The sequence below is a fragment of the Streptosporangium sp. NPDC048886 genome (genome assembly GCF_055586905.1).
Map to the genome: position 1 here is coordinate 46060 of NZ_JBVJHH010000043.1, position 25764 is coordinate 71823.

28 protein-coding genes are annotated in these 25764 nt (G+C 71.1%); 15 read left to right on the plus strand and 13 right to left on the minus strand.

The features are described from left to right. Window positions 1-32: 32 nt before the first annotated feature. Genes ACZ6R6_RS38910 through ACZ6R6_RS38920 form a run of 3 tightly spaced genes read right to left on the minus strand, consistent with a single transcriptional unit; the run spans window position 33 to window position 1400 of the window. The gene (locus ACZ6R6_RS38910) at window positions 33-605 is read right to left on the minus strand and encodes an anthranilate synthase component II (RefSeq protein ID WP_470101948.1); all 573 of its coding nucleotides are present in this window, start codon (window positions 603-605) and stop codon (window positions 33-35) included. Then, window positions 605-760 (minus strand): hypothetical protein, encoded by a 156-nt coding sequence (locus ACZ6R6_RS38915; RefSeq protein ID WP_470101949.1) that lies wholly within the window; start codon window positions 758-760, stop codon window positions 605-607. The genes ACZ6R6_RS38910 and ACZ6R6_RS38915 overlap by 1 nt, the downstream gene beginning before the upstream one ends. 10 nt (window positions 761-770) lie before the next feature. Continuing rightward, window positions 771-1400: a class E sortase gene (locus ACZ6R6_RS38920; protein WP_306861792.1), complete on the minus strand. Its 630-nt coding sequence runs from the start codon at window positions 1398-1400 to the stop codon at window positions 771-773. 209 nt (window positions 1401-1609) lie between these two features. Here ACZ6R6_RS38920 and ACZ6R6_RS38925 point away from each other — a divergent pair, with 209 nt between their 5' ends. Then, window positions 1610-1855: a cell division protein CrgA gene (locus tag ACZ6R6_RS38925; RefSeq protein WP_470101950.1), complete on the plus strand. Its 246-nt coding sequence runs from the start codon at window positions 1610-1612 to the stop codon at window positions 1853-1855. 49 nt (window positions 1856-1904) lie between these two features. Here the strand turns inward: ACZ6R6_RS38925 and ACZ6R6_RS38930 are convergent, their stop codons facing one another. Further along, on the minus strand, window positions 1905-2663 hold the full coding sequence (locus ACZ6R6_RS38930) for a rhomboid family intramembrane serine protease (RefSeq protein ID WP_470101951.1): 759 nt from the start codon (window positions 2661-2663) through the stop codon (window positions 1905-1907). 240 nt (window positions 2664-2903) lie between these two features. Further along, window positions 2904-3440 (minus strand): peptidylprolyl isomerase, encoded by a 537-nt coding sequence (locus ACZ6R6_RS38935; RefSeq protein WP_470101952.1) that lies wholly within the window; start codon window positions 3438-3440, stop codon window positions 2904-2906. 243 nt (window positions 3441-3683) lie between these two features. Here ACZ6R6_RS38935 and ACZ6R6_RS38940 point away from each other — a divergent pair, with 243 nt between their 5' ends. Both ACZ6R6_RS38940 and ACZ6R6_RS38945 read left to right on the plus strand, forming a co-directional pair. Further along, entirely contained in the window at window positions 3684-4211 is a 528-nt protein-coding gene (locus tag ACZ6R6_RS38940; protein ID WP_470101953.1) for a hypothetical protein, read from the plus strand. A 132-nt stretch (window positions 4212-4343) separates the two neighbouring features. Next, window positions 4344-5435, plus strand: a complete 1092-nt coding sequence (locus ACZ6R6_RS38945) for an Rv3169 family protein (protein ID WP_470101954.1) — start codon at window positions 4344-4346, stop codon at window positions 5433-5435. A gap of 225 nt (window positions 5436-5660) precedes the next feature. On the opposite strand, the gene ACZ6R6_RS38950 is transcribed toward ACZ6R6_RS38945, so the two are convergent. Further along, window positions 5661-6251: a hypothetical protein gene (locus ACZ6R6_RS38950; RefSeq protein ID WP_470101955.1), complete on the minus strand. Its 591-nt coding sequence runs from the start codon at window positions 6249-6251 to the stop codon at window positions 5661-5663. 101 nt (window positions 6252-6352) lie between these two features. Between ACZ6R6_RS38950 and ACZ6R6_RS38955 the strand changes: the two genes are divergently transcribed. Together ACZ6R6_RS38955 and ACZ6R6_RS38960 are read left to right on the plus strand one after the other, a co-directional pair. Beyond that, on the plus strand, window positions 6353-7045 hold the full coding sequence (locus ACZ6R6_RS38955) for a response regulator transcription factor (protein ID WP_470101956.1): 693 nt from the start codon (window positions 6353-6355) through the stop codon (window positions 7043-7045). A 1-nt stretch (window position 7046) separates the two neighbouring features. Continuing rightward, a complete protein-coding gene (locus ACZ6R6_RS38960; protein ID WP_470101957.1) occupies window positions 7047-8606 on the plus strand; it encodes a sensor histidine kinase in 1560 nt (519 codons plus the stop codon). Between the two features lie 15 nt (window positions 8607-8621). Here ACZ6R6_RS38960 and ACZ6R6_RS38965 read toward each other — a convergent pair whose 3' ends face one another. The 5 genes from ACZ6R6_RS38965 to ACZ6R6_RS38985 form a co-directional block, all read right to left on the minus strand. Then, window positions 8622-9584: a GNAT family N-acetyltransferase gene (locus ACZ6R6_RS38965; RefSeq protein WP_470101958.1), complete on the minus strand. Its 963-nt coding sequence runs from the start codon at window positions 9582-9584 to the stop codon at window positions 8622-8624. A gap of 93 nt (window positions 9585-9677) precedes the next feature. Next, a complete protein-coding gene (locus ACZ6R6_RS38970) occupies window positions 9678-10898 on the minus strand; it encodes a hypothetical protein (RefSeq protein WP_470101959.1) in 1221 nt (406 codons plus the stop codon). Further along, window positions 10895-11407: a SigE family RNA polymerase sigma factor gene (locus ACZ6R6_RS38975; RefSeq protein ID WP_470101960.1), complete on the minus strand. Its 513-nt coding sequence runs from the start codon at window positions 11405-11407 to the stop codon at window positions 10895-10897. The genes ACZ6R6_RS38970 and ACZ6R6_RS38975 overlap by 4 nt, the downstream gene beginning before the upstream one ends. A 101-nt stretch (window positions 11408-11508) precedes the next feature. Continuing rightward, complete coding sequence (locus tag ACZ6R6_RS38980) at window positions 11509-12045, minus strand: DUF6609 family protein (RefSeq protein ID WP_306861775.1); 537 nt, start codon at window positions 12043-12045, stop codon at window positions 11509-11511. A 284-nt stretch (window positions 12046-12329) separates the two neighbouring features. Continuing rightward, window positions 12330-13244, minus strand: a complete 915-nt coding sequence (locus ACZ6R6_RS38985) for a LysR family transcriptional regulator (protein ID WP_470101961.1) — start codon at window positions 13242-13244, stop codon at window positions 12330-12332. Between the two features lie 70 nt (window positions 13245-13314). Between ACZ6R6_RS38985 and ACZ6R6_RS38990 the strand changes: the two genes are divergently transcribed. After that, window positions 13315-14229, plus strand: a complete 915-nt coding sequence (locus ACZ6R6_RS38990) for a Rossmann-fold NAD(P)-binding domain-containing protein (protein ID WP_470101962.1) — start codon at window positions 13315-13317, stop codon at window positions 14227-14229. Between the two features lie 11 nt (window positions 14230-14240). Further along, complete coding sequence (locus ACZ6R6_RS38995) at window positions 14241-15134, plus strand: aldo/keto reductase (RefSeq protein WP_470101963.1); 894 nt, start codon at window positions 14241-14243, stop codon at window positions 15132-15134. A gap of 76 nt (window positions 15135-15210) precedes the next feature. Here the strand turns inward: ACZ6R6_RS38995 and ACZ6R6_RS39000 are convergent, their stop codons facing one another. Both ACZ6R6_RS39000 and ACZ6R6_RS39005 read right to left on the minus strand, forming a co-directional pair. Continuing rightward, the gene (locus tag ACZ6R6_RS39000) at window positions 15211-16383 is read right to left on the minus strand and encodes a hypothetical protein (protein ID WP_470101964.1); all 1173 of its coding nucleotides are present in this window, start codon (window positions 16381-16383) and stop codon (window positions 15211-15213) included. 4 nt (window positions 16384-16387) lie between these two features. Further along, the gene (locus ACZ6R6_RS39005) at window positions 16388-16837 is read right to left on the minus strand and encodes a hypothetical protein (protein WP_470101965.1); all 450 of its coding nucleotides are present in this window, start codon (window positions 16835-16837) and stop codon (window positions 16388-16390) included. Between the two features lie 724 nt (window positions 16838-17561). Here ACZ6R6_RS39005 and ACZ6R6_RS39010 point away from each other — a divergent pair. The 8 genes from ACZ6R6_RS39010 to ACZ6R6_RS39045 all read left to right on the plus strand — a co-directional run bounded on the left by ACZ6R6_RS39010 (window position 17562) and on the right by ACZ6R6_RS39045 (window position 25683). Beyond that, window positions 17562-18116 (plus strand): hypothetical protein, encoded by a 555-nt coding sequence (locus ACZ6R6_RS39010; protein ID WP_470101966.1) that lies wholly within the window; start codon window positions 17562-17564, stop codon window positions 18114-18116. 391 nt (window positions 18117-18507) lie between these two features. After that, complete coding sequence (locus ACZ6R6_RS39015) at window positions 18508-19620, plus strand: Vgb family protein (protein ID WP_470101967.1); 1113 nt, start codon at window positions 18508-18510, stop codon at window positions 19618-19620. Window positions 19621-19862: 242 nt separating this feature from the next. Beyond that, entirely contained in the window at window positions 19863-20477 is a 615-nt protein-coding gene (locus tag ACZ6R6_RS39020) for a MarR family winged helix-turn-helix transcriptional regulator (protein ID WP_470101968.1), read from the plus strand. 46 nt (window positions 20478-20523) lie between these two features. Beyond that, a complete protein-coding gene (locus ACZ6R6_RS39025; protein ID WP_470101969.1) occupies window positions 20524-20913 on the plus strand; it encodes a nuclear transport factor 2-like protein in 390 nt (129 codons plus the stop codon). A gap of 848 nt (window positions 20914-21761) precedes the next feature. Next, window positions 21762-23090 carry a cation:proton antiporter gene (locus tag ACZ6R6_RS39030; protein ID WP_470101970.1) on the plus strand — a complete coding sequence of 443 codons (1329 nt, stop codon included), beginning with the start codon at window positions 21762-21764 and terminating at the stop codon, window positions 23088-23090. Between the two features lie 16 nt (window positions 23091-23106). After that, window positions 23107-24519 carry a pyridoxal phosphate-dependent decarboxylase family protein gene (locus ACZ6R6_RS39035; protein ID WP_470101971.1) on the plus strand — a complete coding sequence of 471 codons (1413 nt, stop codon included), beginning with the start codon at window positions 23107-23109 and terminating at the stop codon, window positions 24517-24519. Further along, complete coding sequence (locus tag ACZ6R6_RS39040; protein WP_470101972.1) at window positions 24462-25061, plus strand: GNAT family N-acetyltransferase; 600 nt, start codon at window positions 24462-24464, stop codon at window positions 25059-25061. The genes ACZ6R6_RS39035 and ACZ6R6_RS39040 overlap by 58 nt, the downstream gene beginning before the upstream one ends. Continuing rightward, the gene (locus ACZ6R6_RS39045; protein WP_470101973.1) at window positions 25051-25683 is read left to right on the plus strand and encodes a DUF6875 domain-containing protein; all 633 of its coding nucleotides are present in this window, start codon (window positions 25051-25053) and stop codon (window positions 25681-25683) included. The genes ACZ6R6_RS39040 and ACZ6R6_RS39045 overlap by 11 nt, the downstream gene beginning before the upstream one ends. Window positions 25684-25764 lie beyond the last annotated feature (81 nt).

Below are 25764 nucleotides of genomic sequence, written 5' to 3' on the forward strand. Positions count from 1 at the left end.
TCACTGGTTAGTCGTTCAAGACGGTCGCGGCGTTACACGATTCCCGCGAGCCAATTCCCGAGCAGTCCGTGGCCGTGCTCGGAGATCACCGATTCGGGGTGGAACTGCACGCCCTCGACGGGTGCGGTGCGGTGGCGCAGGCCCATGACCAGGCCGTCGCCGGTGGTCGCGGTGATCTCCAGGATCTCCGGGACCGTCTCCGGCACCACGGCCAGCGAGTGGTAGCGCGTCATGGTCACCGGGGACGGCAGCCCGGCGAAGACACCGCGGCCGTCGTGCGTGATCGCGCTGGTCCGGCCGTGCATCAGCTCCGGAGCCCGCGCCACGGTGGCGCCGTGGGCGACGGCGATGGCCTGGTGGCCGAGGCAGACGCCGAGCAGCGGGATGCCGTGGGTCTCGCAGTGACCGACGAGCGGGACGCTCACCCCGGCGTCCTCGGGGGTGCCGGGCCCCGGACTGATCAGGACCCCGTCGAAGCCCGCCGCGTCCTCGGGCACGACGTGGTCGCGTGGGCGCACGTCGCAGGTGGCGCCGAGCTCACGGAGGTATTGGACGATGGTGTGGACGAAGCTGTCGTGGTTGTCCACGACCAGGATGCGGGCCATCAGCCCACCGTGGTGTGGTCGAAGGAGACGCGGGGTTCGAGCCAGGGGAACACGACATACCAGAGTACGGCCGCCGCCAGCCCCGCCAGCACCACCGCGACGAACACCTTGGCCGCCAGGCCGCCGGGGAACAGCCGCCAGATCCAGCCGTACATGGGACTCTCCTCATCTGCGACGGTCCTCACTCTCGTCCAGTTCCCCGAAGACGATGAGCCGCTGCGCGGCGGAGTACTCCGGGTGACAGGTGGACAGGGTGATGAGGGCCCTGGTGGGCTTGCGGCCGGGCTGGCCGGGGACCGGGGCGATGACTCCGACCTCGGTCGGTTCGACGACGCGGGTGCCGGTGACCCGGTAGGTGTAGCGGGCCTCGCGGGCGTCGACCACGATCTCGTCGCCCCGGCGGAGCTCGTCGATCCGGTTGAAGGGCGCGGCGTAGGTGGTCCGATGCCCCGAAAGCACGAAATTTCCTGTCTTCCCTGGCATGGCGGAGCCGGGATAGTGGCCCGGGCCCATCCGCAACTGGTCGAAGCCGACCCCCTCCACGACGGCGTAGCCGTAGTCGTCTCCGAACCGGGGGATGCTCAGCAGCGCCATCGCCCCGCCGAGCCGGATCCGGCCGGGCCCGGCGGGCTCTTTCCGCTCCTCGGCGAACTCCTTGAGGAGCTGCCCGCGCAGCACCGTCTGCTGCTGGACCGTGTAGGTACCGGTCCCCCAGAGGAGATATGCGCAGAAGAGCAGAATGATCACCCCTGCGGTGATGCTCAGCTCCCCGAACGTTCTCAGGGCGGCTCTCATGGGCTCAGGCTAATGACGGCAGATCATCCCGGACGAGTATGGACCGCGTGGTTGGTCCAAGGTTTGCGCTGCGATGATCCCTTCTGGGATCGCCATGTCCCGTGTGTGCCGACTATTCTTACTCGGGTCTTCGCCCACCAGCGATTACGCTAGCTGACACACCCTGCGCGCGATCCGGATCGCGCAGGGTCGACGCAGGAGAGACCCCAGTGCCCAAGCCCAAGACTCGCAAGAAGGCGGTCTACACCCCGCCGCAGACGACCCAGCAGGTCAAGATGAGCCCGCGCTGGCTGGCGCCGGTCATGGTGGCCTCCTGGATCATCGGGATCCTGTGGATCGCCGTCTACTACGTGGCGCCCAGCGCGCCCCTCATCGGCGCCCTCACCAACTGGAACCTGCTGATCGGGTTCGCTTTCATCATCTTCGGTGTGGTGTTGTCCACCCGCTGGCGTTAGTTTTTTCCACAGAATTTATCCACACCCTGGGGAAGCATCAGGGTGTGGATCAGCCGGAGAGGCCGTACTCGGCCTGCAAGGCGTACGGCGGCAGCAGCGCGACCAGCGCGAGGAGCACCACGAGCACCGCCACGCAGCCTCCCCACTGGACCGCGTTGCGGCTCTTCGGCGGGGCGTAGGCGAGGATCCCGCTCACCAGGGCGCCGGTGATCAGGCCGCCCAGGTGTCCCTGCCAGCTGATGTTGGAGATGACGAAGGTCAGCGCCGCGTTGATGCCGATCAGCCAGAGCACGCCGCGGGCGTCGTAGCCGAGCTTCCTGGAGACCACGAACAGCGCGCCGAACATGCCGTAGATCGCGCCCGAGGCGCCCACCGCGACGTTGCCGAACAGGTAGATGGCGACGGAGCCGCCGAGCGCGGACAGCAGGTAGAGCGCCAGGAAGCGCAGCGAGCCGAGGCGCCGCTCCAGCTCGGGGCCGATGGCGTACAGCGCCCACATGTTGAACAGGATGTGGGTGAGCGCGAAGGAGCCCGAGTTCAGTGGCATGTGCAGGAAGGCCCCGGTGATCAGCCGCCACCACTCGCCCCCGTAGGCGACGTTGCCGGAGCTCATCGCGAAATGGTTCAGCACCCAGCTCGGGCTCAGGGTCTCCGCGGCGTAGGCCAGGATGTTGACGATCAGCAGTGCCCAGGTGACCCGGGGCGTGGTGACCGCCCGGCCGCCGAAGACCGACTGTGCCTGCCTTACCGTCTTGTTGCCCTGGGACACGCACTCGGGGCACTGGAAGCCGACGGAGGCGTCACGCATGCAGTCTGGACAGATGGGACGATCGCAGCGCTGGCAGCGCACATAGGTCTCACGGCCGGGGTGCCGGTAGCACGTGGGAACGGCGGCGGTGTCAGGCTCGCTGGGTGGCTGGGTGGTCATGGCGTCTCGCTGGCCCCTTCGACCGTGCTGTTATCCACAGACTGCCAGCCTATTCATGATCCTGAGTGTCCGGGCACGTGAAACGGCGGCCTCCTCCCGGAGACCGCCGCTCCGCGGGCGTCAGCCCTGGACGCGGTCGATGGTGACCGACTCCAGCACGACCGGGTCCTTGGGCCGGTCACGGGCGTCGGTGTCGGTCTTGATGATGGCGTCGACGACGTCCTGACCCTCGACGACCTCGCCGAAGATGGAGTGCTTGCCGTTGAGGTGCGGCGTGGGCACCACCGTGATGAAGAACTGCGAGCCGTTGGTGCCCTTGCCGAACTGGATGCCGGCGTTGGCCATGGCGAGCAGGTAGGGACGGTTGAAGTAGAGGTCGGGGTGGATCTCGTCGTCGAACTTGTAGCCCGGGCCGCCGGTGCCCTGACCGAGCGGGTCGCCGCCCTGGATCATGAAGCCGTCGATGACCCGGTGGAAGATCGTCCCGTCGTAGAGCTTGGCGGTGGTCTTCTGACCGGTCTCGGGGTGCACCCACTCACGGGTGCCCTCGGCCAGCTCGACGAAGTTGCGCACGGTCTTGGGCGCGTGGTCCGGGAAGAGCTGGATCTTCACGGTGCCGCGGTTGGTCTTCAGGTTCGCGATCAACTTCTCAGCCACGATCGGATTGCCCCCTTCTGGTGTTGGCTAAAGCCTCTGCAACATAGTGCTCTTGTGGTGTTTTAACGGTTGCGGCCGTAGCCGGTCCATCTAGCATCCTCCCACGGCCGGTCATGATTGAGCCTCGCCCGATCGGGCAGGGGAGGCAACGGGGCCCCGACGACTGGGGAGGTTGAAGTGCCTCTTGCACAATTTGGAAAGCGTCACATCGAGATAGTGATACCGGACACGCGGCTGGGCCACATGAAGGCTCAGGTCGCACGCGCCGCCGACCGGGTGGGCCCGATGGCCACCCACGCCCGCGACGCGGCCACCCACGCCCGCGACGCGGCGACCAACGCCCGCGTCGCGGCCAACGAGAAGGTCTACCTGGCCAGGGGATGGGCGGCACCCAGGCTGGACGCCGCCGCCCACTCCTTGGAGGAGCAGCTCGCGCCGAAGGTCAGCGCGCTGCTGTCACAGGCCGCCACGAAGATCGATCCCACTCCGGCGGCCAGGTCACGCAGATGGCCGATGGTCCTGCTGTTCACCGGTCTCGCGGTCGGAGCCATCGGCTTCGCGATGTACCGCAAGAGCGCCGACCAGTGGACCGAGGCGATGAAGGACAGCACGTCCGACGCGTCCCGCTGGATGAGCGAGAAGGCGCACGCCACGGCGGACAAGGCCGTCGAGATGGCGCACGGGGTCAGGTCGAAGGCCGGTTCCACGGCAGGCGGGCCCGGCGAGAAGGTCGAGACCGCGGCGGATCAGGCCTCCACCAAGTTGCCCTGATTCATCGGATCACACCGGTTATCGGAGTACGGCCCGCGCCCCCGGTCGCGGGCCGTACTCCTGTGTGCCGGCCGTGTTGACTCTCGCACCAAGCGCTTGTTAGAACGTGTTCCTCAGGCCGAAGGAGCACCGATGACGCTGTCGCCGCTCGACGACTACCCCGTCCACCAGTCGCCCGACGTGATGCGGCACGTCGTGACCTCCGACCGCAACTTCTACGACCGTTACTACTTCAACTGTCACGCCGGCTCCGACGAACTGATGCTGATCGTCGGAGCCGGCCAGTACCCCAACCTCGGCGTTACCGACGCCTTCGCCTGCGTGCGCCACCGGGACCTGCACCGGGTCGTCCGAGCCTCCCGAGAGCTCGGCGACGACCGGATGGACACCCGGATCGGCCCGTTCCGGATCGAGGTGATCGAGGGGCTCAGGCGGCTGCGGATCGTGCTCGACCCCAACGAGCACGGCCTGTCCTACGACCTGACCTGGGAGGCGACGATCCCGGCCACGCTGGAGCCCCGGCACCATGTGCGCCGGCAGGAGCGGGTCGTGTTCGACTCCTCCCGGATGGCCCAGACCGGCCGGTGGAGCGGACACATCCTGATCGGCGACGAGCGCGTCGAGGTCACCCCCGACCGGTGGCAGGGCACCCGCGACCGCTCCTGGGGCATCCGGCCGGTCGGCGAGCCCGAGCCCCCCGGGATCCAGGCCCGCGACCCGGGCACCTTCTACTGGCTCTACACCCCCGTCCAGTTCGACGACCACGCCATCCTGTGCATCCTCCAGGAGGACGACAGAGGCCGCCGGGTGCTGGAGGAGGCGGTCAGGGTGTGGGGCTTCGGATCTCCCCGGGAGGGCGAGCGGGAATACCTCGGCCGCCCCGAGTACCGTCCCGAATACGTGGCCGGCACCCGGGACGTGCGAGAGGCGACGATCTCCTTCTCGCCGCCGGGCGGCAGGCCCTTCGACGTGCGCTGCACTCCGATCCTCCCGGTGCACCTGATGGTGGGCACCGGATATGGCCTGGAACCGGACTGGAGGCACGGCATGTATCAGGGCCCCGGCCCGGTGGTCCAGGGCGTCACCCACACCCTGCCGGAGGACGCCGCCCGCATGTGGGGCCTGGTCGACGCGGTCGGCCGGTTCGAATACGACGGCCAGGTCGGCTACGGCCTCTACGAGTACTGGGCCCTGGGCCCGCACCCGTCCTTCCCCGACGCCTGATCCCGCCCGGCGCGGGCCGCACCGCCGGAGCCCCGCCCCGGCTCCCACCGGGTACGGCCCGCACCGCCGGAGTCCCGCCCGGCGCGGGCCGCGCCGCCGGAGCCCCGCCCCGGCTCCCACCGGGTACGGCCCGCACCGCCGGAGTCCCGCCCGGCGCGGGCCGCGCCGCCGGGCTCCCTCCGGTACGGCGCCGGGCACTGTCCGCCACGGCCGCGCGTCACCGGGCTACCGGCCGCCGGCCTCCTCGGCCGGCTCCGCCTTGACGTCATCGGCCCGCTCCGCCTTGAAGCAGGTGACGATCGCGCCCTCGGCGGGCGGCACGGCCTTGCCGACCTCTGCCTCCTCGGCCGGCAAGACCCTGGCCGCGACAGTCTTGCCGTCCTTGAGCGAGAAGATCTTGCCCTTCTCGATCCCGGCCTGCACCGACGGGTCGAGCGGAGTGGCCGGCAGGGCGGGGACGGCCTTCACCGCGTCGGAGAGCCCGGGGGCCTCCGCCCCCTCAGGGAGCTTGGCGACCTCCGTCCCGTCGGGCAGCTTGGTGACCATCACCCCCTCGAGGAGCTTGGTGACCTTCATCCCGTCCGCGGGCATGGCGGGCGTCGCCAGCGTGCCGCCCTTGGCCTGAAGCTCCTTCAGCTCGGCGTCGGTGAGCTTGCGCGCGAGGACGGCATGGCCCTCGCCTCCCTCGCACGTGACGGCGACGGTCTTGTCCGGCGTGGTCGGGGTGGGGGCGTCGGAGGCGTTGGCCGCCCCGGTCAGGGTCGCCATCAGAGCGCCGGCGGTGACCACGGCCGCGGCGAGGTAACGGATGCGCATTCTTGCTCTCCTCGGTTGATCGGATCTGACGGCCACACCGTCCCGCGCGCCACCTGAACCCACGCTGAACGCGGCCGAACCCGTCTTCAGGTTGGCTTTAGGTGGGGTACGGCACGCTGGGCGGCATGCGCGTGCTGCTGGTTGAGGACGAGAAGCGCCTGGCCGACCTGCTGAAGGGCGGCCTGGCCGGCGAGGGGTTCGCCGTGGACGTCGCCCACGACGGGCGCGACGGGCTGTGGATGGCGAGCGAGAACGCCTACGACGTGATCGTGCTCGACGTCATGCTGCCCCGGATGAACGGCTACACCGTCTGCGCCAGGCTCCGCGAGTCGGAGAACTGGACGCCGATACTGATGCTCACCGCCAAGGACGGCGTGCACGACGAGGCCGAGGCCCTGGACACCGGGGCCGACGACTTCCTGTCCAAGCCGTTCTCCTACGTGGTGCTGCTGGCCCGGCTGCGCGCGCTGGTGCGCCGGGGCGGCCAGGCCAGGCCGGTCTCCATCACGGTGGGCGACCTGACCGTCGATCCGGCCGGGCTCCGCTGCCGCCGGGGCGAGGTGGAGATCTCCCTCACCCCGAAGGAGTTCGCGGTCCTGCACGGCCTGGCCCGCAGGCAGGGTGAGGTGGTCTCCAAGAGCGAGCTGCTGGCGCAGGCGTGGGACTTCTCCTACGACGGCGACCCGAACATCGTCGAGGTCTACATCAGCGCGCTACGCCGCAAGATCGACTCTCCGTTCGGCCGGTCGTCCCTGGTGACCGTGCGCGGCGCCGGATACCGGCTGGAGGCCTGAGATGTCGCACCTGTCGGTCAGGGTCAGGGCGACTCTCGCCGCCACCGCCATCGTCGCGGTCGCGCTGGGCGTCGCGGCGGCGGTGCTCGTCGGCGTGCTCCGGGGCAGCCTCGTGGAGAGCGCTTCGGCCGACGCCGTCCGGCGCGCCGACGTCACCGCCGGCCTGATCACCGCGAGCCCCGGCGTCCTCGTCAGCAAGCAGGCCGAGTCGCTGGATCCCGACATCCAGGTCCTCGACAGGGACGACCTTACGGCCGGGGAGTGGGGAGCGGTCCTCGCCCAGCCCGCCCAGCCCGCCCTGCCCGCCCGGTCGGTCACCCTCGGATCGGCCGTCCACGGGCCGACCGCCTACGGACCGACTGTCCATGGACCGACCGGCCCGGAGACGTCCGGTCCCACGCCGGACGACCCCGGATCGGGCGTCACCCGACCGGCCACGACCGAGCCGGACACCACCCGGCCGGGCGACCTCAAATCGGACACCACCCGGCCGGCCACAACCGAGTCGGGGCCCCTCCAGCCGGCCACCGGCCGGGAGGCGGCTGCCCTGGAGGCCGCCGTGACCGCCGAGCGGTGGGCGCCCGCGGGCATGTTCACGGTGGCCACCATGCCCGTCAAGACCGGTGAGGGCACGCTGCTCGTGCGGGCCAGGGCCTCCCTGGAACCCGCCAAGGCCGCCCTGGAGAGCCTGAACGGACTGCTGCTGCCCGGCATCCCCGGACTGCTCCTGCTGGTCGCGGCCCTGACCTGGCTGGCGGTCGGCCGGGCGCTCGCGCCGGTCTCGGCCATCCGCGCCGAGATGGCCGACATCACCGCCAGCGATCTGCACCGCCGGGTCCCGGTGCCGCGCTCCCGCGACGAGATCGCCCGTCTCGCCGAGACCATGAACCGCACGCTCGACCGCCTGGAGCTGGCCGTCGACCGGCACAAGCGCTTCGTCGCCGACGCCGCCCACGAGCTGCGCAGCCCGCTGGCCGTCCTGCGGACCCGCCTGGAGCTCGCCCCGCCCGGACCGCTGGCGGCCGAGGCGCTGACGGACGTGGAACGGATCCAGGCGCTCACCTCCGACCTGCTGCTGCTGGCCCGCCTGGACGCCGGTGAGCCGGCCTGTCACGGCGAGGTGGACCTCGGCCAGGTCGCCGCCGAGGAGGCGGCCCTGTCCCGGCCCAGGCCGGAGATCCGCGTCGGACTGGAGGTGGCGGCCGACGCGGTGGTCCGCGGCTCCGCCGAGGAGCTACGCCGCCTGGTGGCCAACCTGGTGGACAACGCGGTACGGCACGCGGACTCCGCGGTCACCGTCCGCCTGACCCTGGAGGACGGCGGAGCCGTACTCGACGTGTGCGACGACGGACCCGGCATCCCGGCCGAGCACCGTGAGGCGGTCTTCGACCGGTTCACCCGGCTGGACGAGGCGCGGGACCGGGACGCGGGCGGGTCCGGCCTCGGTCTCGCCATCGCCCGGGACATCGCGGTACGGCACGGCGGCGGCCTGCACGTCGCCGAGGGAGACCCCGGGGCCCGGCTCCGTGCCCGTTTCCCGCTCATCCGGCCGACAGGGTGAAGGATCCCGTCCCGCTCAGGCGATCGGCAGGGCGTAGGTGGTCGTGCGGTGCTCGACCTCGAATCCGGCGCGGGTGTAGACCCCGAGGGCGCCGGTCGGGTTGTCGGCGTCCACCCCCAGCCCGGCCTTCGCGTAGCCCTGGGCGCGGAACTCGGTGAGGGCGTGGGCGAGCAGCGCGCCGGCCACCCCCCTGCCCCGCCACTCCCGCAGGGTGCCGATGATCTGGATCCACGCCTCGCGGACCCCGGTGGCCTCGGTGTCGGCCTCGTAGTAGTAGGTGAGCAGCACCGCCACGCTCCCGCCCGATCGGTCCCGGACGAGGAAGGAGCTTTCTGGACGGAAGGCCCGCACGCCGACGACGGCGCGCCTCCAGCTCTCCGGGGTGTGGGAGGCGCTGCCCCAGTGGTCGGCGAAGGAGGCGTTGTACACCTCGCGGGCGGCCTCCTGGAGGTCCCCGCGACAGGTGACGATCTCCAGGCCGCCGGGCAGGACGGCCGCGGGCGGTGCCACGCCCAGGTCGCGGCTCATGCCGTAGAACCACCGGGCGGGGGTCATCCCCTTCCGGACGGCCAGCGCGGCCGCGCCCTCGTTGCTGTCGAAGGCGTGGAGGTGGAGTTCGAGCGGCCGGCCGGGGAAGCGGCGTCCGTGCAGCACCGGCGTGGTGCGGACGGCCCAGTCGAGCAGGTGGCCGCCGAGGCCGCGGCGCCGGTACGCCGGGTGGACCGCGCCCCACAGGGTCATCTTGTGGACCGGGTCGGCGGTGGGGCGGCAGGCGGTGACGCCGAAGGCCACCATCCTGTCCCCGTCCCACGCGGCCAGGGTGCCCTCGGCCAGGTCGAGCAGCGGGTTGTCGAGGTCGTCAGCGAGGTCGCCGGCGTCGTAGTTCTCGCCGACCCGGTCCGCCCTCTCGACCTCGGCGAGCAGTTCCGCCCATCTGCCCGCGTCGTCCCTGGTCAGCGGAGCCCAGTCGAACATCATGATCAACAGCATATGTTGACATATGACCGTACGGCCAAGGGTTTTCACCGCCGTGCGGGCCGCACGGTCTCCCCGTACGGCCCGCGCGGCCGTTCAGCGGCGGGTGAAGACGGGCACCCACGAGCCGGGCCGCTGACTGTTCTCGCGGTAGCCGGTGAGCGGCACGGCCTCGCCCCCGTTCACGTCCACCAGGAGCAGCCGGTTGCGGAACTCGCCGCCGACGCAGCTGTTGAACCCCTTGGACTCGCACGCCCACGTGATCACGCGGTCGTCGTCCGCCCAGGCGACGAGCTGCTCGACCCACTGCCCCTCGACCGGCTTGACCGAGATGACCTCGCCGGTGCGCACGTCCTTCAGGCCCATGGCCGCGTTCTTGTCCGGGCTCTGGGCCGCGATCCACCGGCCGTCGGGCGACACCCCGGCGGTCTCGTAGGTGTCGGCCGCGCCCGGCGGCCCCTGCCGCGGGTTGCCGTCCAGATCGTAGAACTTCTTGGTGCCGGGCGGGGTGCTGTCGTGCTCCCAGACCAGGGTGCCGTCCGTGCTCCAGGCGAAGTCCAGGCGGCCGCCGAAGCGGTTGTTCTCGTCCGGCTCCAGCGGGTGGAACGCGGCCTGCCCGCTGTCCATGTCGACGACGGTGTAGCCGGTCCGGGTCGTGGGCAGCATCTCCTGGCTGTTGTTCACCAAGGGGTAGGACTCGTCGGGGTTGCCGCCGTAGTTGGTGACCAGCAGCTTCCTGGCGTCGGGAGACCAGCTCACGGCCCCGGCCGGGCGCTCCAGGTCGATCCACCGGACCTCGTCCCCCGGGGTGGTGATCACCCCGACCCGCCGTGCGGGGACCGTCTCCATCACCGCGACGGACTGCCCGCCCTGCGCGACGTCGAGCCACGCCCACGGCGTCCGCTCGTAGGTCTGCCGGCCCTTGTCGTAGCGGTACCAGGTCCGCCTCAGCACCTGCCGCCCGTTGGGGATCCTCTCCTCGTCCCAGACGTAGTAGGAGTAGAGCGCCGTACCGCCCGCCGCCACCAGGGTCTTCGGCGGCGTGGACTCCGGGTCGCCCACGGTCTCCGTGGACGGGCTCGGATCGGTCAGGACGGCGATGGCGGGCCGCGCGTCGCCGCCCCCCGCTCCCTGGAGCAGTGCCGGGACAGTGAGCACGCCCGCCACGACGGCCGCGGTCGCCCCCGCGACCACCGCGAACGTCCTGCCCCTGGCACGCCGGCGCTTCCCGAGCGCCTTCGACGCCAGGTCCGTGGGGACCCGCGCCTCGTCGGACCAGTCGTGAAGGGTCCGCCTGACGAGCTCGTCGACGGTCATGCCGTGGCCTCCCCGAAGATCGTGTACGGCTCCCGCAGCTCGGGTGCGAGCTCGCGCAACCTGGCCAGGGAGCGGTGGGCGGTGCTGCGGACCGTGCCCACCGAACAGCCGAGGATGCCGGCCACCTCGGCCTCCGGCAGGTCCTCGTAGTAGCGCAGGATCAGCACGGCCCGCTGCCGGGCCGTCAGCCGGGCCAGCGCGCGGCGCATGACCATCTGCAGCTCGACCCCGTGCGTGCCGTCGGCCACGGCCCGGTCGGGCGGCTGGGCGATGACGGTCTCCCGCCGCCGCCGCCACCAGGAGACCTGCTGGCGGTACATCGCCCGCCGGACGTATGCCTCGGGTGCGTCCACGCTCCGCCACCTGGTGACCGTCCTGGCCAGCGCGGTCTGCAGCAGGTCCTCCGCCGCGTGCTGGTCGCCACCGGTCAGCAGGTAGGCCAGGCGCATCAACGCGGGGGACCGCGCCGAGACGAATTCGCGGAACCGTCGCTCCTCTGCGGCGTCCACGATCACCTCCACTGTGTGGTTACGCCCTACAGACGCACCGGGTGACCGCCGCTATGCTCCGCCTGCCGTACGGGTTCGGAGCGGTGCCCGCCCCTGCCAGGTCACGTGTAGGTGAGCGCGGGGTGGAGGAACAGCATCCAGGAGCCCACTCCGACCTTCAGCAGCGCGTCGATGCCGCCCACCAGGCGGAGCGGCGACCTCGGCGTCACCTTCAGTCCGATCCAGGCGTTCAGCGAGGTCACCACGCCGAGGATCGCGATCAGCGGCCCGTGCGCCATCCCCATGATGACGAAGTGCAGGCCGACCACGAACAGGATGCTCAGGATCATGGTCCGGTCGTCCCGGTCCTTGAACGTGGTGACCACGTAGTAGATGAGACCGGCCTCGACGACGAAGGAGACGACCAGTGCGGCGATCTGCACCAGGGAGGGCGTGCCCAGGGACGGCTTCAGCAGCGCGCTGAGACCGCTGGCGACGAATCCGGTGACGAACCCGCCGATGCCGAGCGGTATCCACTTGCTGGGGAAGATCCAGCCGAGCAGGAAGCCGAGGCCGACGAAGATGAGGAAGAGGCCGCCGCCGCGGATCAGCGGATAGGGATGGGGCGGGACGGCGTCCAGCGCGAGCAGGGGGATCATGACGCTCTTTCGGTCAGTGCGTTGACTCTGGCAACATGACCTTAAAGCCATAAACGAGATCTATCGCGTTTTGGCCAGAATGCGATCATGTCCGTACCCAGGGTGATCATCGGCCCTCTGCCGCGCGCCTGCCGCCCCCGCGCCGAGATCGCTGTCGCCGCACCGGGCCGTCACCAGCCCCTCCAGCAGCGCCTTCACTTCCGCCCGGGACGGCCCCGGGGGCCGCCGCGGTCGGCCGCGATCAGGGCCCACGTGATCGCGGCCTTACGTGATCGCGGCCCGTCTCACGGCAGGGCGGCCGAGGCGCCGGGCACGGCCAGGCGCAGCGCCTCGGCGAGCGCGGCGACGTGCGGCCGCGTCAGGCGCCGGCGCGCGACGGCCACCCCGATGTAGCGGGCGGGGCGCGGCGGCCCGACCGGTATGGCCACCAGTTCCGCGGACGGCCGGAGCGCGACCTCGGGGATCATCGCGATGCCCACGCCGGCGGCGACCAGCACCTGGGCGAAGAAGTAGTCGGTGGTGCTGGCCGAGACGCGCAGCTCGGAGCCGGCGAGCGTGGCGTAGCGGTGGAGGAAGTCCCCGGTCTTGAGGCAGCCGAGCACCCATCGCTCGGCGACGATCTCGGCCAGGTCGACCGACGCGCGGCCGGCGAGCCGGTGGCCGGCGGGCACGACGACGGACATCGGGTCCTCCATCAGCGGCGTCCACGTCAGGCGGGAGCGGTCGCCGGGCCGGACCGGCGGTGGACTGTCGAAGTGGTAGGCCAGCGCGAGGTCGGCCCGTCCCTCGCGGATCATCGGCAGGCTGCCCTCCGGCTCGTGCTCCAGCACGGTCAGCTCGACCTCCGGGTGATCGGCGGTGAAGCGGGCGAGCGCGGCGGGCAGCAGATACCGGCCTCCGCTGGTGAACGTCGCGATGGTGAGGGCGGTGCGGCCGGTCGTGAACCGGTCGATCTGTTCCTGGGTGTGCCGCAGCTCCGCCGAGATCGTCTCGGCGGCCTCGACGAGCAGCCGGCCCGGCTCGGTGAGCACCGCCCCGCGGGTGCTGCGATGGACCACCGGCGTCCCGAGCGTCCGCTCCAGCGCGGCGATCTGCTGGGAGACCGCCGACGGGGTGAGCAGCAGCGCCGCGGCGGCCCGGCTGAAGCTGCCGTGCTGGGCGACCTCGCGCAGGATCCGCAGCCGCTGGACATCGATCATCAGTTTCCCTAACAGCCGCTTAAGCAGATCACCACTTCTGCTTAAAACCGTATATGGACAGGATGAAGGCATGAAAGAGGTATGCGTCATCGGCGGCAGCCGCTACTTCGGCCGGCACCTGGTCGTAGGGCTACGGGACCGGGGTGTCGGCGTCACGCTCGTCAACCGCGGCTCGCAGGCGCCGCCCCCGGGCGTGACCCACGTCGTGGCCGACCGCGACGACGAGCGGGAGCTCGCCCGGGCACTGGGCGCCCGCACCTTCGACGTGGTCGTCGACCAGGTGTGCAACACGCCGCTCCAGGCCGCCGTCGCCGCGCGGGTCTTCGCCGGCCGCACCGGACGGTATGTGATGACCTCCACCATCGAGGTCTACGACCGCTCCTCGGCCGAGGGCGTCCCCATGGCCGCTCCCGGCGCCCCGATGGCCGAGACGGCCGTCGACCCGGAGCTGTGGCCGGTGGACCCGGGCCTGCCCTGGCACGACCGGGCGTTCCTGGAGAGCCAGTACGGCGAGGGCAAGCGGCAGGCCGAAGCGGTCTTCACCCGCGAGGCCGCGTTCCCCTTCGTCACCGTGCGATCCGGTCACGTCATGGGCGGCGGCCCGGCCGACTTCACCGGCAGGCTCCGGCACTACGTCGAGCGGATCCGCGCGGGCCGCCCCATCGTGGTCCACCGCGACAACCATCCGTCGTCGTTCGTCCACCACAGGGAGATCGCCGACTTCCTGCGGTGGACGGCGGGCGCCGACTTCACCGGCGCCGTCAACGCCCGTTCCCACGGCGAGTTCGACGTCTTCGAGCTGTGCGACCGGATCGCCTCGCACACCGCCACCCGGCCGGTCTACGACAGGTCCGGGGGCGCCGAGGTCTCGCCGTACTCGTTCGGCCACTACTACGGCATGGACAACGGCCGGGCCGGCCGGCTCGGCTTCGCCTTCTCCCACACCCGCGACTGGCTGCCGGACGCCGTCGCCCAAGCACTGTGAGGTCACCGGACATGCGTACCCGCCACATCGGCGACGTCCCGGTCAGCGCCGTCGGACTGGGCGCCATGCCCCTGTCGATCGAGGGGCGGCCGGACGACCGCCGGGCGGTCGCCACCATCCACGCCGCGTTCGACTCCGGCGTGACACTGGTCGACACCGCCGACTCCTACCACTGGCACGCCGGCGAGAGCGGCCACAACGAGGAGCTGGTCGCCCGCGCGCTCGCCGCGTACGGCGGCGGCACCGCGGAGGTGCTCGTCGCCACCAAGGGCGGCCGGGGCCGGCCAGGCGACGGCTCGTGGACGGTCGACGGCTCACCGGACCACCTCAAGCGGGCCTGCGAGGCGTCGCTCAAGCGGCTCGGCGTCGACACGATCGGGCTGTACCAGCTCCACAGGCCGGACCCCGCCGTTCCCTGGGCCGACTCCGTCGGCGCGCTGGCCGAGCTGCTCGACGAGGGAAAGATCCGCATGGCCGGCGTCTCCAACGCCGACGCCGGGCAGATCCGCCAGGCGCACGACATCCTGGGCGACAGGCTGGCCTCGGTGCAGAACCGGTTCTCCCCGGCCGTCCGCGCCGGCGAGCCGGAGCTGCGCCTGTGCGAGGAGCTGGGCGTCGCGTTCCTGCCCTGGAGCCCGCTCGGCGGCATCTCCCGCAGCTCGCTCGACGGCCGGTCCCGCTCCGGCGCGCCCGACCCGGCGTACGCCGCCTTCCACGCGGTCGCGCGCGAGCACGGGGTGAGCCCGCAGCGGGTCTGTCTCGCCTGGCTGCTGGCCCGGTCCCCGGCCACCGTCCCGATCCCCGGGGCCAGCCGCCCCGAGACGGCCCGCGACTCCGCGGCGGCCGCCGACCTGGTGCTCGGCGCGGACGAGATCACCCTGCTGGAGGCCGCCGGGAGCCGGTAGGCCCTCCTGAGCCGGTAGGCCCTCCTCCCCGCGGCCGCCCGGCCGGCCACCGGTCCTGACGCCGCGTCACCCGGCGTCAGGAGGGATCGTCACGGAGACCGCTCGCCGACAACCTCTGCCGGCGCGCGGCGAGGCGGCGGAAGCCGAAGAGGAGGAGCGGCACCGCGGCGGCGACGGCCACCAGCCCGGCGAGTGTGACCGTCAGCATCAGGGGGGAGTCCAGCGAGGCCGGCGGGCCCCAGGTGCCGGCCTTCTCCGGGAAGGTGAGGGTGCCGGTCACCGTGTGCTTGACCCGGCCGCTCTGGAGGGCGAGGTGGAACTTCCACGGCCCGTCCGGGAGGCCCTCTCCCAGGACCACGGCCATCTCCCCGCGTTCTCCCGGCGCCACGGTCACGTTGCGGGCGGCCTGGAAGGGGCCGGCGCTGAGCGAGCTCGGGCCGTCGGACAGCGACAGCTGCCCGCTGATGTCCAGGGCGCGTTCGCCCGTGTTGAAGACGCTCGCCACGATCCGCGGCCGGCCGTCCTCGGCGCGCTGCGGGAGCACCTCGCCGACCCGGAAGTCCGACGGGGGTTCACCGCCCGGCCCGACGTCGAGATAGGTGCGGATCCCGACCCGGTTGACGAGGGCGACGTTCCCCTGCGGACCGGGGGCCGACGAGGCGACCTCCGCCCAGATGACGGCGTACCGCTCTCCTTTGACGGCCATCGCCGGCACGTCGATCGTGGCTTTGGCCGTCGCGCTGCCGTGCGCCTTGAGGTCGACTCCGGAATGGCTGAGCGTGATCCACGAGCTCAGCTCGTTCGGGGTGCGGGCCTGCGCGAACGCGAAGCCGTCCTTGCCGACGGAGGCACCGCTCGCGTAGAGCTCCACGTGCTGGGGCCTGGACGAGCCGTTGATGACCTTGAAGCGCCTGGTGAACTCGGTGCCGGGGTTGACGTGGTCGACGATGAAGATGCGGGCCCGCGGGTCGTCCATGCGGTTGGCCGGGGCCTCCAGGAGCATGATCCCGATGGAGTCCTTCCCGGCCGCGCGGGTGTCCTTCCCGGCCATACGGGAGCCCGGTCCGGCCGGATGAAGGTCTCCGGCCGGGCGGAAGCCCCCCTCGGCAGGGCGGGAGCCCACGCCTGCAGGACGGGAGCCCGCCGGGCCTCCGTCCGCGATCGCCGGGGCGCTGACCGCCCCGTGCAGGATGAGCGCTCCCTGCAGGAGGAACGCGGACAGCGCCGCCGGCGCGCGCCGCCGCAACACTGGGTTACGCAACGGAGTGGTTCACCGTGCCGGTGTAGGTGCCCGCCACCGCCTGGGCGGGGATGTTGACCACGATGGTCGGGTTCCAGGTGGCGGAGTTGTTGCCGGACCCGCTCGTCTTGCTGAAGGCGGTGCGCGAGACGTCCAGCGACTGCGCGGCCGCCGCGTCCACCTGCCCGGGGACGAAGGTGCCGGTGCCGGTCGTCGCGGTGGCCGGACCGGACCAGTAGCGCAGCGCGGTGTTCGGGATGGTCTCCGCGGCCGTGCCGCCGCCGGTGGTGAAGCCGCCCGGGGCCGCGATCACCGACGCCGTCCACGTCGCGGTGAGCGCGGCGCGCTGGTCGGAGACCGTGACCGGGCCGAGCTGCCCGCTGATCTGGCTGCCCGGCGCGCCGGTGCCGATGTCGACCGGGCCGTCGGGCACAGTGATCGTCAGCCCGTTCGGGGCGGTCACCGTGAACGTCACCGTGGTGGGACACGTGGTTGAAACAGGGCATGTGCCGGCCTGGGCCGGGAGGGCCACTACCGCCATCGCCGCGACCAGGCTCGCGACACCTGCCAATGAGCTGCCGAGACGGCTTCCAGACACTAGCGATCCCCTTCATCGAACCCCGACCATGCCCGGGGTTGTCCTTGCGTGATCACATCCTGCTCAGCGCGCCGTCCCCGAAAACCGTCCAGATGACCGTCTGGCGACTTTTGGTGATCACTTGGTGACTATTGGCGATCACTGGTGGCAAACGTGACCATCGGTCACACCGGCCCGCGCTTCTCACTTCACGGAGCGGCCGGGCCCCTCAGCCCAGGCCGAAGGCCCTGTCGCCGGGTGTGGGCCTGGCGGGCCCGGCGGCCGGGAGCCCCTCCGCCGGCGCCCGTCCACCACCGGCGGAATTTTCCGACATACGGCCGCCTGCAGCGAAATTCACCGGCGTAAAGCCACCTGCGGGGAAATTCACCCAAGGCCCCTGAACGCGTACTGACAGGCAGGCGAAATTCGCGTTGTCACGGAAGATTCTATCGTCGCCTTACATGCAATTTGCCGTCCACGGACGGGTTCCGGAAGTGTCTCCCGATCACGTGGCCTAGGCTGCCATCGGCTTTTCTCCACACCGGCGGATAGACGCGCTACGCCCGTCCCCCGCAAGACGCTTTCGATTAATCGGAATGAGGAAAGGACAGTGCGGAAAACCCCGTCGCTGATGGCTCCGATCGCCCTGCTGCTCTGGCTCGGCGCCCCCGCGGTCTCGGCCGCCGACAGCTCGGCCGCCGACGCGGGGAAGGGGAGGGACGCGACACGCGTGCTGCGCGCCAACGAGCTGCTGATCACCGTGCCCAACTCGGCGAACCTCGGCACCGGCAACGTGGGCAGCACGATCAGCGCCTCCCTCGGCACGGTGACCGTGTCCGACACCCGGCCGGGCACCCGCACGTGGCGGGCCACCGCGGCGGCCACCGACTTCACCCGCACCGGCGGCGGGGGGACCATCACCAAAGCCAACCTCTCCTACTGGTCCGGCCCGACCACCGCCTCATCGGGCAGCGCCTCCCGGATCCCGGGACAGATCAACGCCGCCCAGCAGCGCCCGCTGTCGGCACCGGTGACCGCGTTCAGCTCCTCCAAGGGGTCGATCTCCAGCGCCACCTCCACCAGCTGGGAGCCGACGATCGTCGTCACCATCCCAGCCTCCGTCCCGGGCGTCTACACCGGCACCATCACCCACTCGGTCGCCTGAGCGCCGAGCCCTCCGCGGCGGGACGCGCGGCGCCGGCCGATCGGCGCCTCTCCCGTCCGGGGGAGCCTCCCCAGGGCCGCGATCCCCGGCGTACGGCGGAGCCACGCCTCTGATGAGAGCCGTTCCCTGCCCGCGGATCCAGCCATTGAGTTGGCGGTCTTATGACCAGCCACGAGCATAGATGGCCGAGGGCGCCCGGCGGGCGTGAGAGATATTTGGACAACCGGGCCCGGACAGGGATAAAGAATTCCCGCCGGATCGGGCTTTGAGGGTGTTTGTCGTAATGTCCCGGGATTCCGTCTTCGGCGCTCCGACACCGCGGCTCTCGGCTGTCCGATCGCACCCGGCTGCCCGCCCGCTTTTCTCTGTTCTTCTTTATGGAAGGGATGTCATGCGCCACTGCTACAGACGCCTCGGGTATCCGCTCGCGGTCATCGCCCTGCTCCTGACGGTGAACGTGCCCGTGTCCGCCTCCACCACCCCGCCGAACCGCCCCGCCCCCCGCCCATGGGTGAAGCTCTGCCACAAGCTCAAGCAGAAGCCCTCGCACCGGCACATCCGGTGCTCCCCACCGCGACCGCCCCGGCCCAAGCCGGCCCTCAGGTCCGGACTGGAGGCCCGGCTGGTAACGACGATCAACGAGATACCGGTGCCGACGAGCCAGGCGGCCGTCCTGGGGATCACCGCCGGCCCCGACGGGAACGTGTGGTTCACCGAGAACTACGCGAACAAGGTGGGGCGCGTCACCACGGCGGGCGTGTTCGCCGAATACACCATCCCCACCTCGAACTCCCAGCCGGCGGGCATCACCACCGGCCCCGACGGGAACCTGTGGTTCACCGAGGCCGCCGGCGACAAGATCGGGAAGATCACTCCCTCGGGGACGATCACCGAATACACCCTGCCCAACTCGGGGTCCTATCCCTGGGGCATCACCGCCGGCCCCGACGGGAACGTGTGGTTCACCGAGGCGGACGGCAACCGGATCGGGAAGATCACCCCCTCGGGGACGATCACCGAATACTCGCTGCCGACCAGCGGCGCCTACCCGCTATACATCACCTCGGGCCCGGACGGCAACCTGTGGTTCACCGAGCCGCTCGCGGCCGGCATCGCGAAGATCACCACCGGCGGGACGGTCACCGAGATCGCCGCTCCCTCCGGCGCGATGCCCATCGGGATCGTCACCGGGTCGGACGACAACCTGTGGTACACCGACGGCACCGGGAAGGTCAGCTCGGCCACCACCTCGGGCAGCTTCACCCAATACTCGCTCACCGACCCCGACGGCTTCCCCTGGGGCATCACCAGCGGGCCGGACGACAACCTGTGGTTCGTCGAGCAGCTCAGCAGCAGGGTCGACAGCATCACCACCGGCGGGACGCTCAACGAGTACGCGCTGCCGAGCGACTTCGCCGGGCCGTTCGAGATCACGACCGGATCCGACGACAACCTCTGGCTCACCGAGGACTGGTACGACCAGCTCGCCATAGTGACCCCCTGACCAGGCCGTCCCCGCGCATGCTCGCCGTACGCCGGCGGCGGTTCCGATCCCTCCAGACATGACCGCCGCCGGCGGGCACCCTGAGCACGACGGGCCGGGAGCACGACGGGCCGGGAGCGTGACCCGCCTCCCGGCCCGCCCCGGGAACGTCCGCCGACGGCGCCCCTCCCGCCGGCCGGGTCCGTGGAGATCCACCCGACGTCGACAACTCATCGAAGTACGTACTAAAGTGCCACTTCATTATGAAGGACGTACATAAATTATCGACCGACTTCGACCACGACCCCGACGGCCGCCTCTTCGACCCCCAGGCGAGGACCGCCATGTCCCGGTTCACCGGCGGGGACGACACCCTCGCCCTCGAAGCCGCGGCCTCCATCCGCACCGCCTTCCACGCCGTCGAGCGCATGCGCGCCCATGGGGCCCAGGGCCGCGGGCTGAGCTCGGGGGCCCTCGACATCCTGCTCCGCCTGGACGCCTCGGCCGACGACGGGACCAGCATCGGCGAGCTGGCCCAGTCGGCAGGGGTGAGCTCCCGCAACGTCACCGGGCTGGTCGACACGCTCGAACGCGACGGCCTGGCCCGGCGGGTCCCCGACCCCCACGACCGGCGCTCCGTCCTGGCCCAGATCACCCCCGCCGGGCGGGCGTGGATCGAAGCCTTCCGCCGGCCCAGCCAGGCCGCCATGGCGGCGATCTTCCGGGGCTTCACGCCCGACGAGCTGACCCAGTTACGCCACCTGTGCCTGCGCCTGGCCGACAACCAGCACCGGCTCGCCCGGCACCTGAGCCAGATCACCGGCCTGGACCAGACCGCCGACCTGGGCCAGACCACCGACTTGGGCACCCAGCCGTGAGCCCGCCCCCCACCGGCCGTCAGGACGGCCACGAGATCGGAGCCCGATGACCCCCGAGACCCAGACCCGGCAGATCGTCCGGGGCTACCACGAGGCCAGATTCCGGGGAGACGTACCCGGAGCCGCCGCGCGCCTCGCCGGAGCGTTCACCTTCCGGAGCCCGCTCATGAGCTCCACCGACCCCACCGGCCACCTGGCCGGCCTCGCCGGATTCCTCCAGGTGGTCACCGGCGTCGACATGATCAGCGAACTGTACGGCGAGTCCGAGGCCACTCTCGTCTATGACGTGCACACCGCCACCCCCGCCGGCACCCAGCGCACCGCCGAGCACTTCCGCCTCGACGGCGGCGAGATCACCTCGATCACGCTGATCTTCGACGCGACGCCCTGGCAGCCGATGAGGGCGATGGTGGACCAGGCCCCGACCGGCGGCTGACCCACGGCCGGGGCCGGGCGGCCACCTGTCCACGAGTGACCGTGGCCGCCCGCGCCCGACCGCATCTCGACCGCGGGGCCTCGCGCCCGGCCGCATCTCGACCGCGGGGCCTCGCGCCCGGCCGCATCTCGACCGCGGGGCCTCGCGCCCGGCCGCATCTCCACCGCGGGGCCTCGCGCCCGACCGCATCTCCACCGCGGCGCCCCACGCCCGACCGCATCTCCACCGCGGCGCCCCACGCCCGACCGGACCCCGCCACAGGGCCCCGCGCTCAGCTTTTCTCGCATTCGCATTTCCCAGGCAGGCCCGCCCGCGGTCGGATCCGCGGACAATTCCTTCGGGTATCTCCTCGGTGCCGGATCAGCCGGCCGATGGCATTCTGGCTTTCGATCGAACTCCATGCGCGCACGCGCAGAGAAGAGGTCTCGATGGCCGGAGAATCAGGGACTCACCACAATGTGATCATGGCAGGCCGCAGGTCTGCAGATCTGACGTTCGGCGTCCGATCAGCGCAGGTCGGAGGGGTGAGCGTGACGTTCCCCGGTGGCGCGGAATTTCCACCCGAGTATGCCGAGGAATCTCCCGATCATCGATGGATCCGGCCCTGGAGAAATCCGGAGGACCCGAAAAAATGATGCCGATCGATTTCCACGCCAGAAATTCCGCTGGAATCTTCGAGCGGGGAACCAACGGCGACGATTACCGCGCCGGCCGGTCCGGTCACGGCGGCCGCGGAACATGCGATGAGGAGCGGCGCATTCCGCGGGAGAACAACCGACCGCCGCTGGCCGGGCGGTCCACGGAACCGGAGTGCGAATCCCCGACCTATCTGCCTGGAGGTTGATCCCATGGCCCCCATCTCACCCATCAGCGCGCACGCGATGCTGCTGCTCCTGCTGCAGCTCGGTGCGCTGCTCTTCCTGGCACTCGCGCTGGGCCGCCTCGCCGTACGGCTGAAGATGCCGGCGGTGGTCGGCGAGCTGTGCGCCGGGGTCGTCCTCGGCCCCTCGCTCTTCTTCCAGGTGGCCCCCGACCTGGCCGGCTGGCTGATACCCCATGAGGCCGAACAGTTCCACATGCTGGACGCGGTGGGGCAGATCGGCGTGCTGCTGCTGGTCGGCATCACCGGCGCCCACCTGGACATGAAGCTGATCCGCAGGCAGGGTGGGGCCGCCGTGAAGGTCAGCGGCTTCGGGCTGGTGATCCCGCTCGGCCTCGGCGTCGCCACCGGCCTGCTGCTGCCCCAGGCGTTGAACGGGGGCAAGGACCAGACGGTGTTCGCGCTCTTCCTCGGGGTCGCCATGTGCGTCAGCGCGATCCCGGTGATCGCCAAGACGCTCATCGACATGAACCTCATGCACCGCAACATCGGCCAGCTCACCCTGACCGCGGGCATGGTGGACGACGCCTTCGGCTGGCTGATGCTCTCGGTCGTGTCCGCGATGGCCACCACCGGACTGCGCACGGGCACCGTGGCCCTGTCCCTGGCCTACCTCGTCGCCGTGCTCGTCTTCGCCGCCGTCATCGGCCGTCCGCTCGTGCGCAAGGCCTTCCAGCTCGCCGGCCGCTCGGCGGAGGCCGGCCCGACCATCGCGACCACGGTCGTGCTGATCCTGCTCGCCTCCGTGGGCACCCACGCCCTCGGGCTCGAAGCCATCTTCGGGGCCTTCGTCGTGGGCATCCTCATCAGCGAGTACGGTAAGCCCGACCCGGCCCGGCTGGCGCCGCTGCGCACCGTGGTCCTGGCCGTCTTCGCCCCGCTCTTCTTCGCCACCGCCGGCCTCCGCATGGACCTCACCGCCCTCGCCAGGCCGGACGTCCTGGGCTTCGCCCTCCTCATCCTCGCTGTCGCGATCGCCGGCAAGTTCATCGGCGCCTACCTCGGGGCCCTCGCCAGCCGCCTGAACAAGTGGGAGGCCCTGGCACTGGGCGCCGGGATGAACGCCCGCGGCGTCGTCGAGGTCATCGTCGCCATGGTCGGCCTGCGCCTGGGTGTCATCAGCACCGAGATCTTCACCATCATCATCCTGGTCGCGGTCGTCACCTCGGTCATCGCCCCGCCCATCCTGCGGATCGCCATGGCCCGGGTGGAGCAGACCCCGGAGGAGGACGAGCGCCACAAGGTCCACCTGGACCTGAGCACGCCGGTCAGGCCCGTCCTCGAACGCGTGGGCTGAGGGAGAGCGGTCAGCGATGGATCTCCAGCACTGGCTGGGCCGCGCGGTCGAGGCGGTGAACGGGTGGAGCACCGGCTTCGGCCCGTTCACCCCCCACCCCTCCCACCACGTCGGCGACGAGGAGTTCGGCGCGGCCTTCGCCGACCTCACCAAGCGCCTGCAGGACAACTACCCCTTCTTCCACCCGCGTTACGTCGGGCAGATGGTGAAACCGCCCCACCCGGCGGCGGTCGTCGGCTATCTCGCCGCGATGCTCGTCAACCCCAACAACCACGCCCGCGAGGGCGGGCCCGCCACGGCCGACATGGAACGGGAGGTGATCGCGGAGCTCGCCGCCATGTTCGGCCTCCCCGACCACCTCGGACATCTCACGACCAGCGGGACGATGGGCAATCTCGAAGCCCTGTACGTCGCCCGCGAGAGCCACCCGGGCGCGGGGATCGCCTACAGCGCGGACAGCCATTTCACGCACGCGCGGATGTGCCGCGTGCTCGGCGTGGCGGGCCACAGCGTGCCGGTCGACCTGCACGGCAGGATGGATCTCGACGCGCTGGAGGCCCTGCTGCGCCGGGAGCGCGTCGGCACCGTCGTGCTCACCGCCGGGACGACGGGGACGGGCGCGGTCGACCCGATCCACGGGGCCCTGGCCCTGAAGGAGCGCTACGGCGTGCGCCTGCACGTCGACGCCGCCTACGGCGGGTTCTTCACCCTGCTCGCCGGCCAGGGCCTGTTCGACCCCCGCCCGTGGGAGGCGATCCCGTCCTGCGACTCGGTCGTGGTCGACCCCCACAAGCACGGGCTGCAGCCCTACGGCTGCGGTGCGGTGCTGTTCGCCGACCCCACCGTCGCCCGGTACTACCGGCACGACTCTCCCTACACCTACTTCACCGAGAGCGACCTTCACCTCGGTGAGATCAGCCTGGAGTGCTCCCGCTCCGGCGCGGCGGCGGCCGCGCTCTGGCTCACCCTGCGGTTGCTGCCGGCGACCCCGGGCGGGCTCGGGCGGGTCCTGCTGCCCGGCCTCCGGGCGGCGCGGCGCTGGGCCGGGCTGCTCCAGGACTCCCCGTACCTGACGCTGTTCCAGCCGCCGGAGCTGGACATCGTCACCTACTTCCCGTCCGAGCCGACGCTGGCCGGCGTCGACGCCGCGACCGCCCGGGTGCTGAACGCGGGCATGACCGGCGCCGACCCTGTCTACGTCAGCGCCCTGCGCGTGGACGGCCACGCGCTCACCGGGCGCCATCCCCGGCTGGTGGCGGACGCCCCGCACGCCCGCGTCCTCCGCAGTGTCCTGATCAAACCCGAAGCCGGCGACATCCTCGAGCACCTGCACGGCCGCCTTGAGGAGCTCGCCGGAGGAAGGAGTCACCCTTGTCCAGTCCCGTCATCACCCTCCGACCGGCCACCGGCGCCGATACCGGACCCCTGACCACACTTCTCGCGGAGTCGTTCTTCGATGACGCGCTGACCGTCTGGGCCTTCCCCAACCCCCGTCGACGGCAGCAGATCCTTCCCGGCTTCTTCCGGATATTTCTTGATCTATCGATCTCGCAGGGGGGTGCGCTCACGACGGAGGACCGCCAGGCGGTCGTGCTTTCGACCCCGCCCGGAGCCGAGGACCCCGGTGCGGACTTCACCGCACGGCTGCGCGAGGTCGCGGGCGAGTACGCCGACGCGCTGCTGACCATCGTCAGGCTCCAGGAGGCGCACCACCCGGCGGCCCCCCGGCACCTGTATCTCGGTTTCGGAGCGGTCGCACCGCACCTGCAGCGCAGCGGTCTGGGCGCCCAGATGATGCGGCAGGTGCTGGAGGGCTGTGACCGCGACGGCGTCCCCGCCTACCTGGAGGCCAGCTCTCCGGGCGGGGAGGCGGTGGCGCGCCGGTTCGGGTTCGAGCACCACGGACCCGAGATCGTGATGCCCGGCGGCCCCCGTCTGCGTCCGATGTGGCGGGATCCGCATGTGCTCTGAACCACGCCTGTGGTCCGCCGCCGACGTGGCCGCGGGCTTCGACCACCCTCGCCTGCCGGAACTGCGGAAGATCCTGGAGTGGAGCCGCGGCTATCTCACGGCGGGCCATCCCGAGCTGGGCCGCCGTGGGCCGGTGTGCCCCTTCAGTGCCCCCTCGTTACGGCGTGACCTGTTCTATCTGGCCGTTGAGGACGACGTGACGGACGTCGAGCGGATAGGTGAGGCGCTGTCGGCCTTCCGGGAGCGGTTCCAGGCGATGGCCGGCACGTTGCCGCCCTCCGACCGGGAACTGCTGACCTTCGTCGTCATACTCCCCGACTTCGACCACGACGACTCCCGGGAGTTGGACGAGCTGCAGCGGCGCATGAAGCAGGAGTACGTCGCCGACGGGCTGATGATCGGTCAGTTCCATCCCACCTGCGCCGAGGCGGGTCTCTGGAACGAGGAGTTCCGCCCGCTGCGCTCCCCGATCCCGCTGCTGGCGATCCGCACGATGCTCGGCCTGGACCTCCCTTTCCTCTGGGACGAGACCAGCAACCTCGATTCCTATCTCGAACGTTTCGCCCCGCTGATCCCCGGCCGGGTGCGTTCGCAGCTCGTCAGCAGGATGGCGTCCAGATAACCGCCCCGACGGCCGGCGGCGTCAGGCTCTCCACGGCCCCCGACCCGGCCGGGATCCCCGCAGACGATCCCGGCCGGGCCG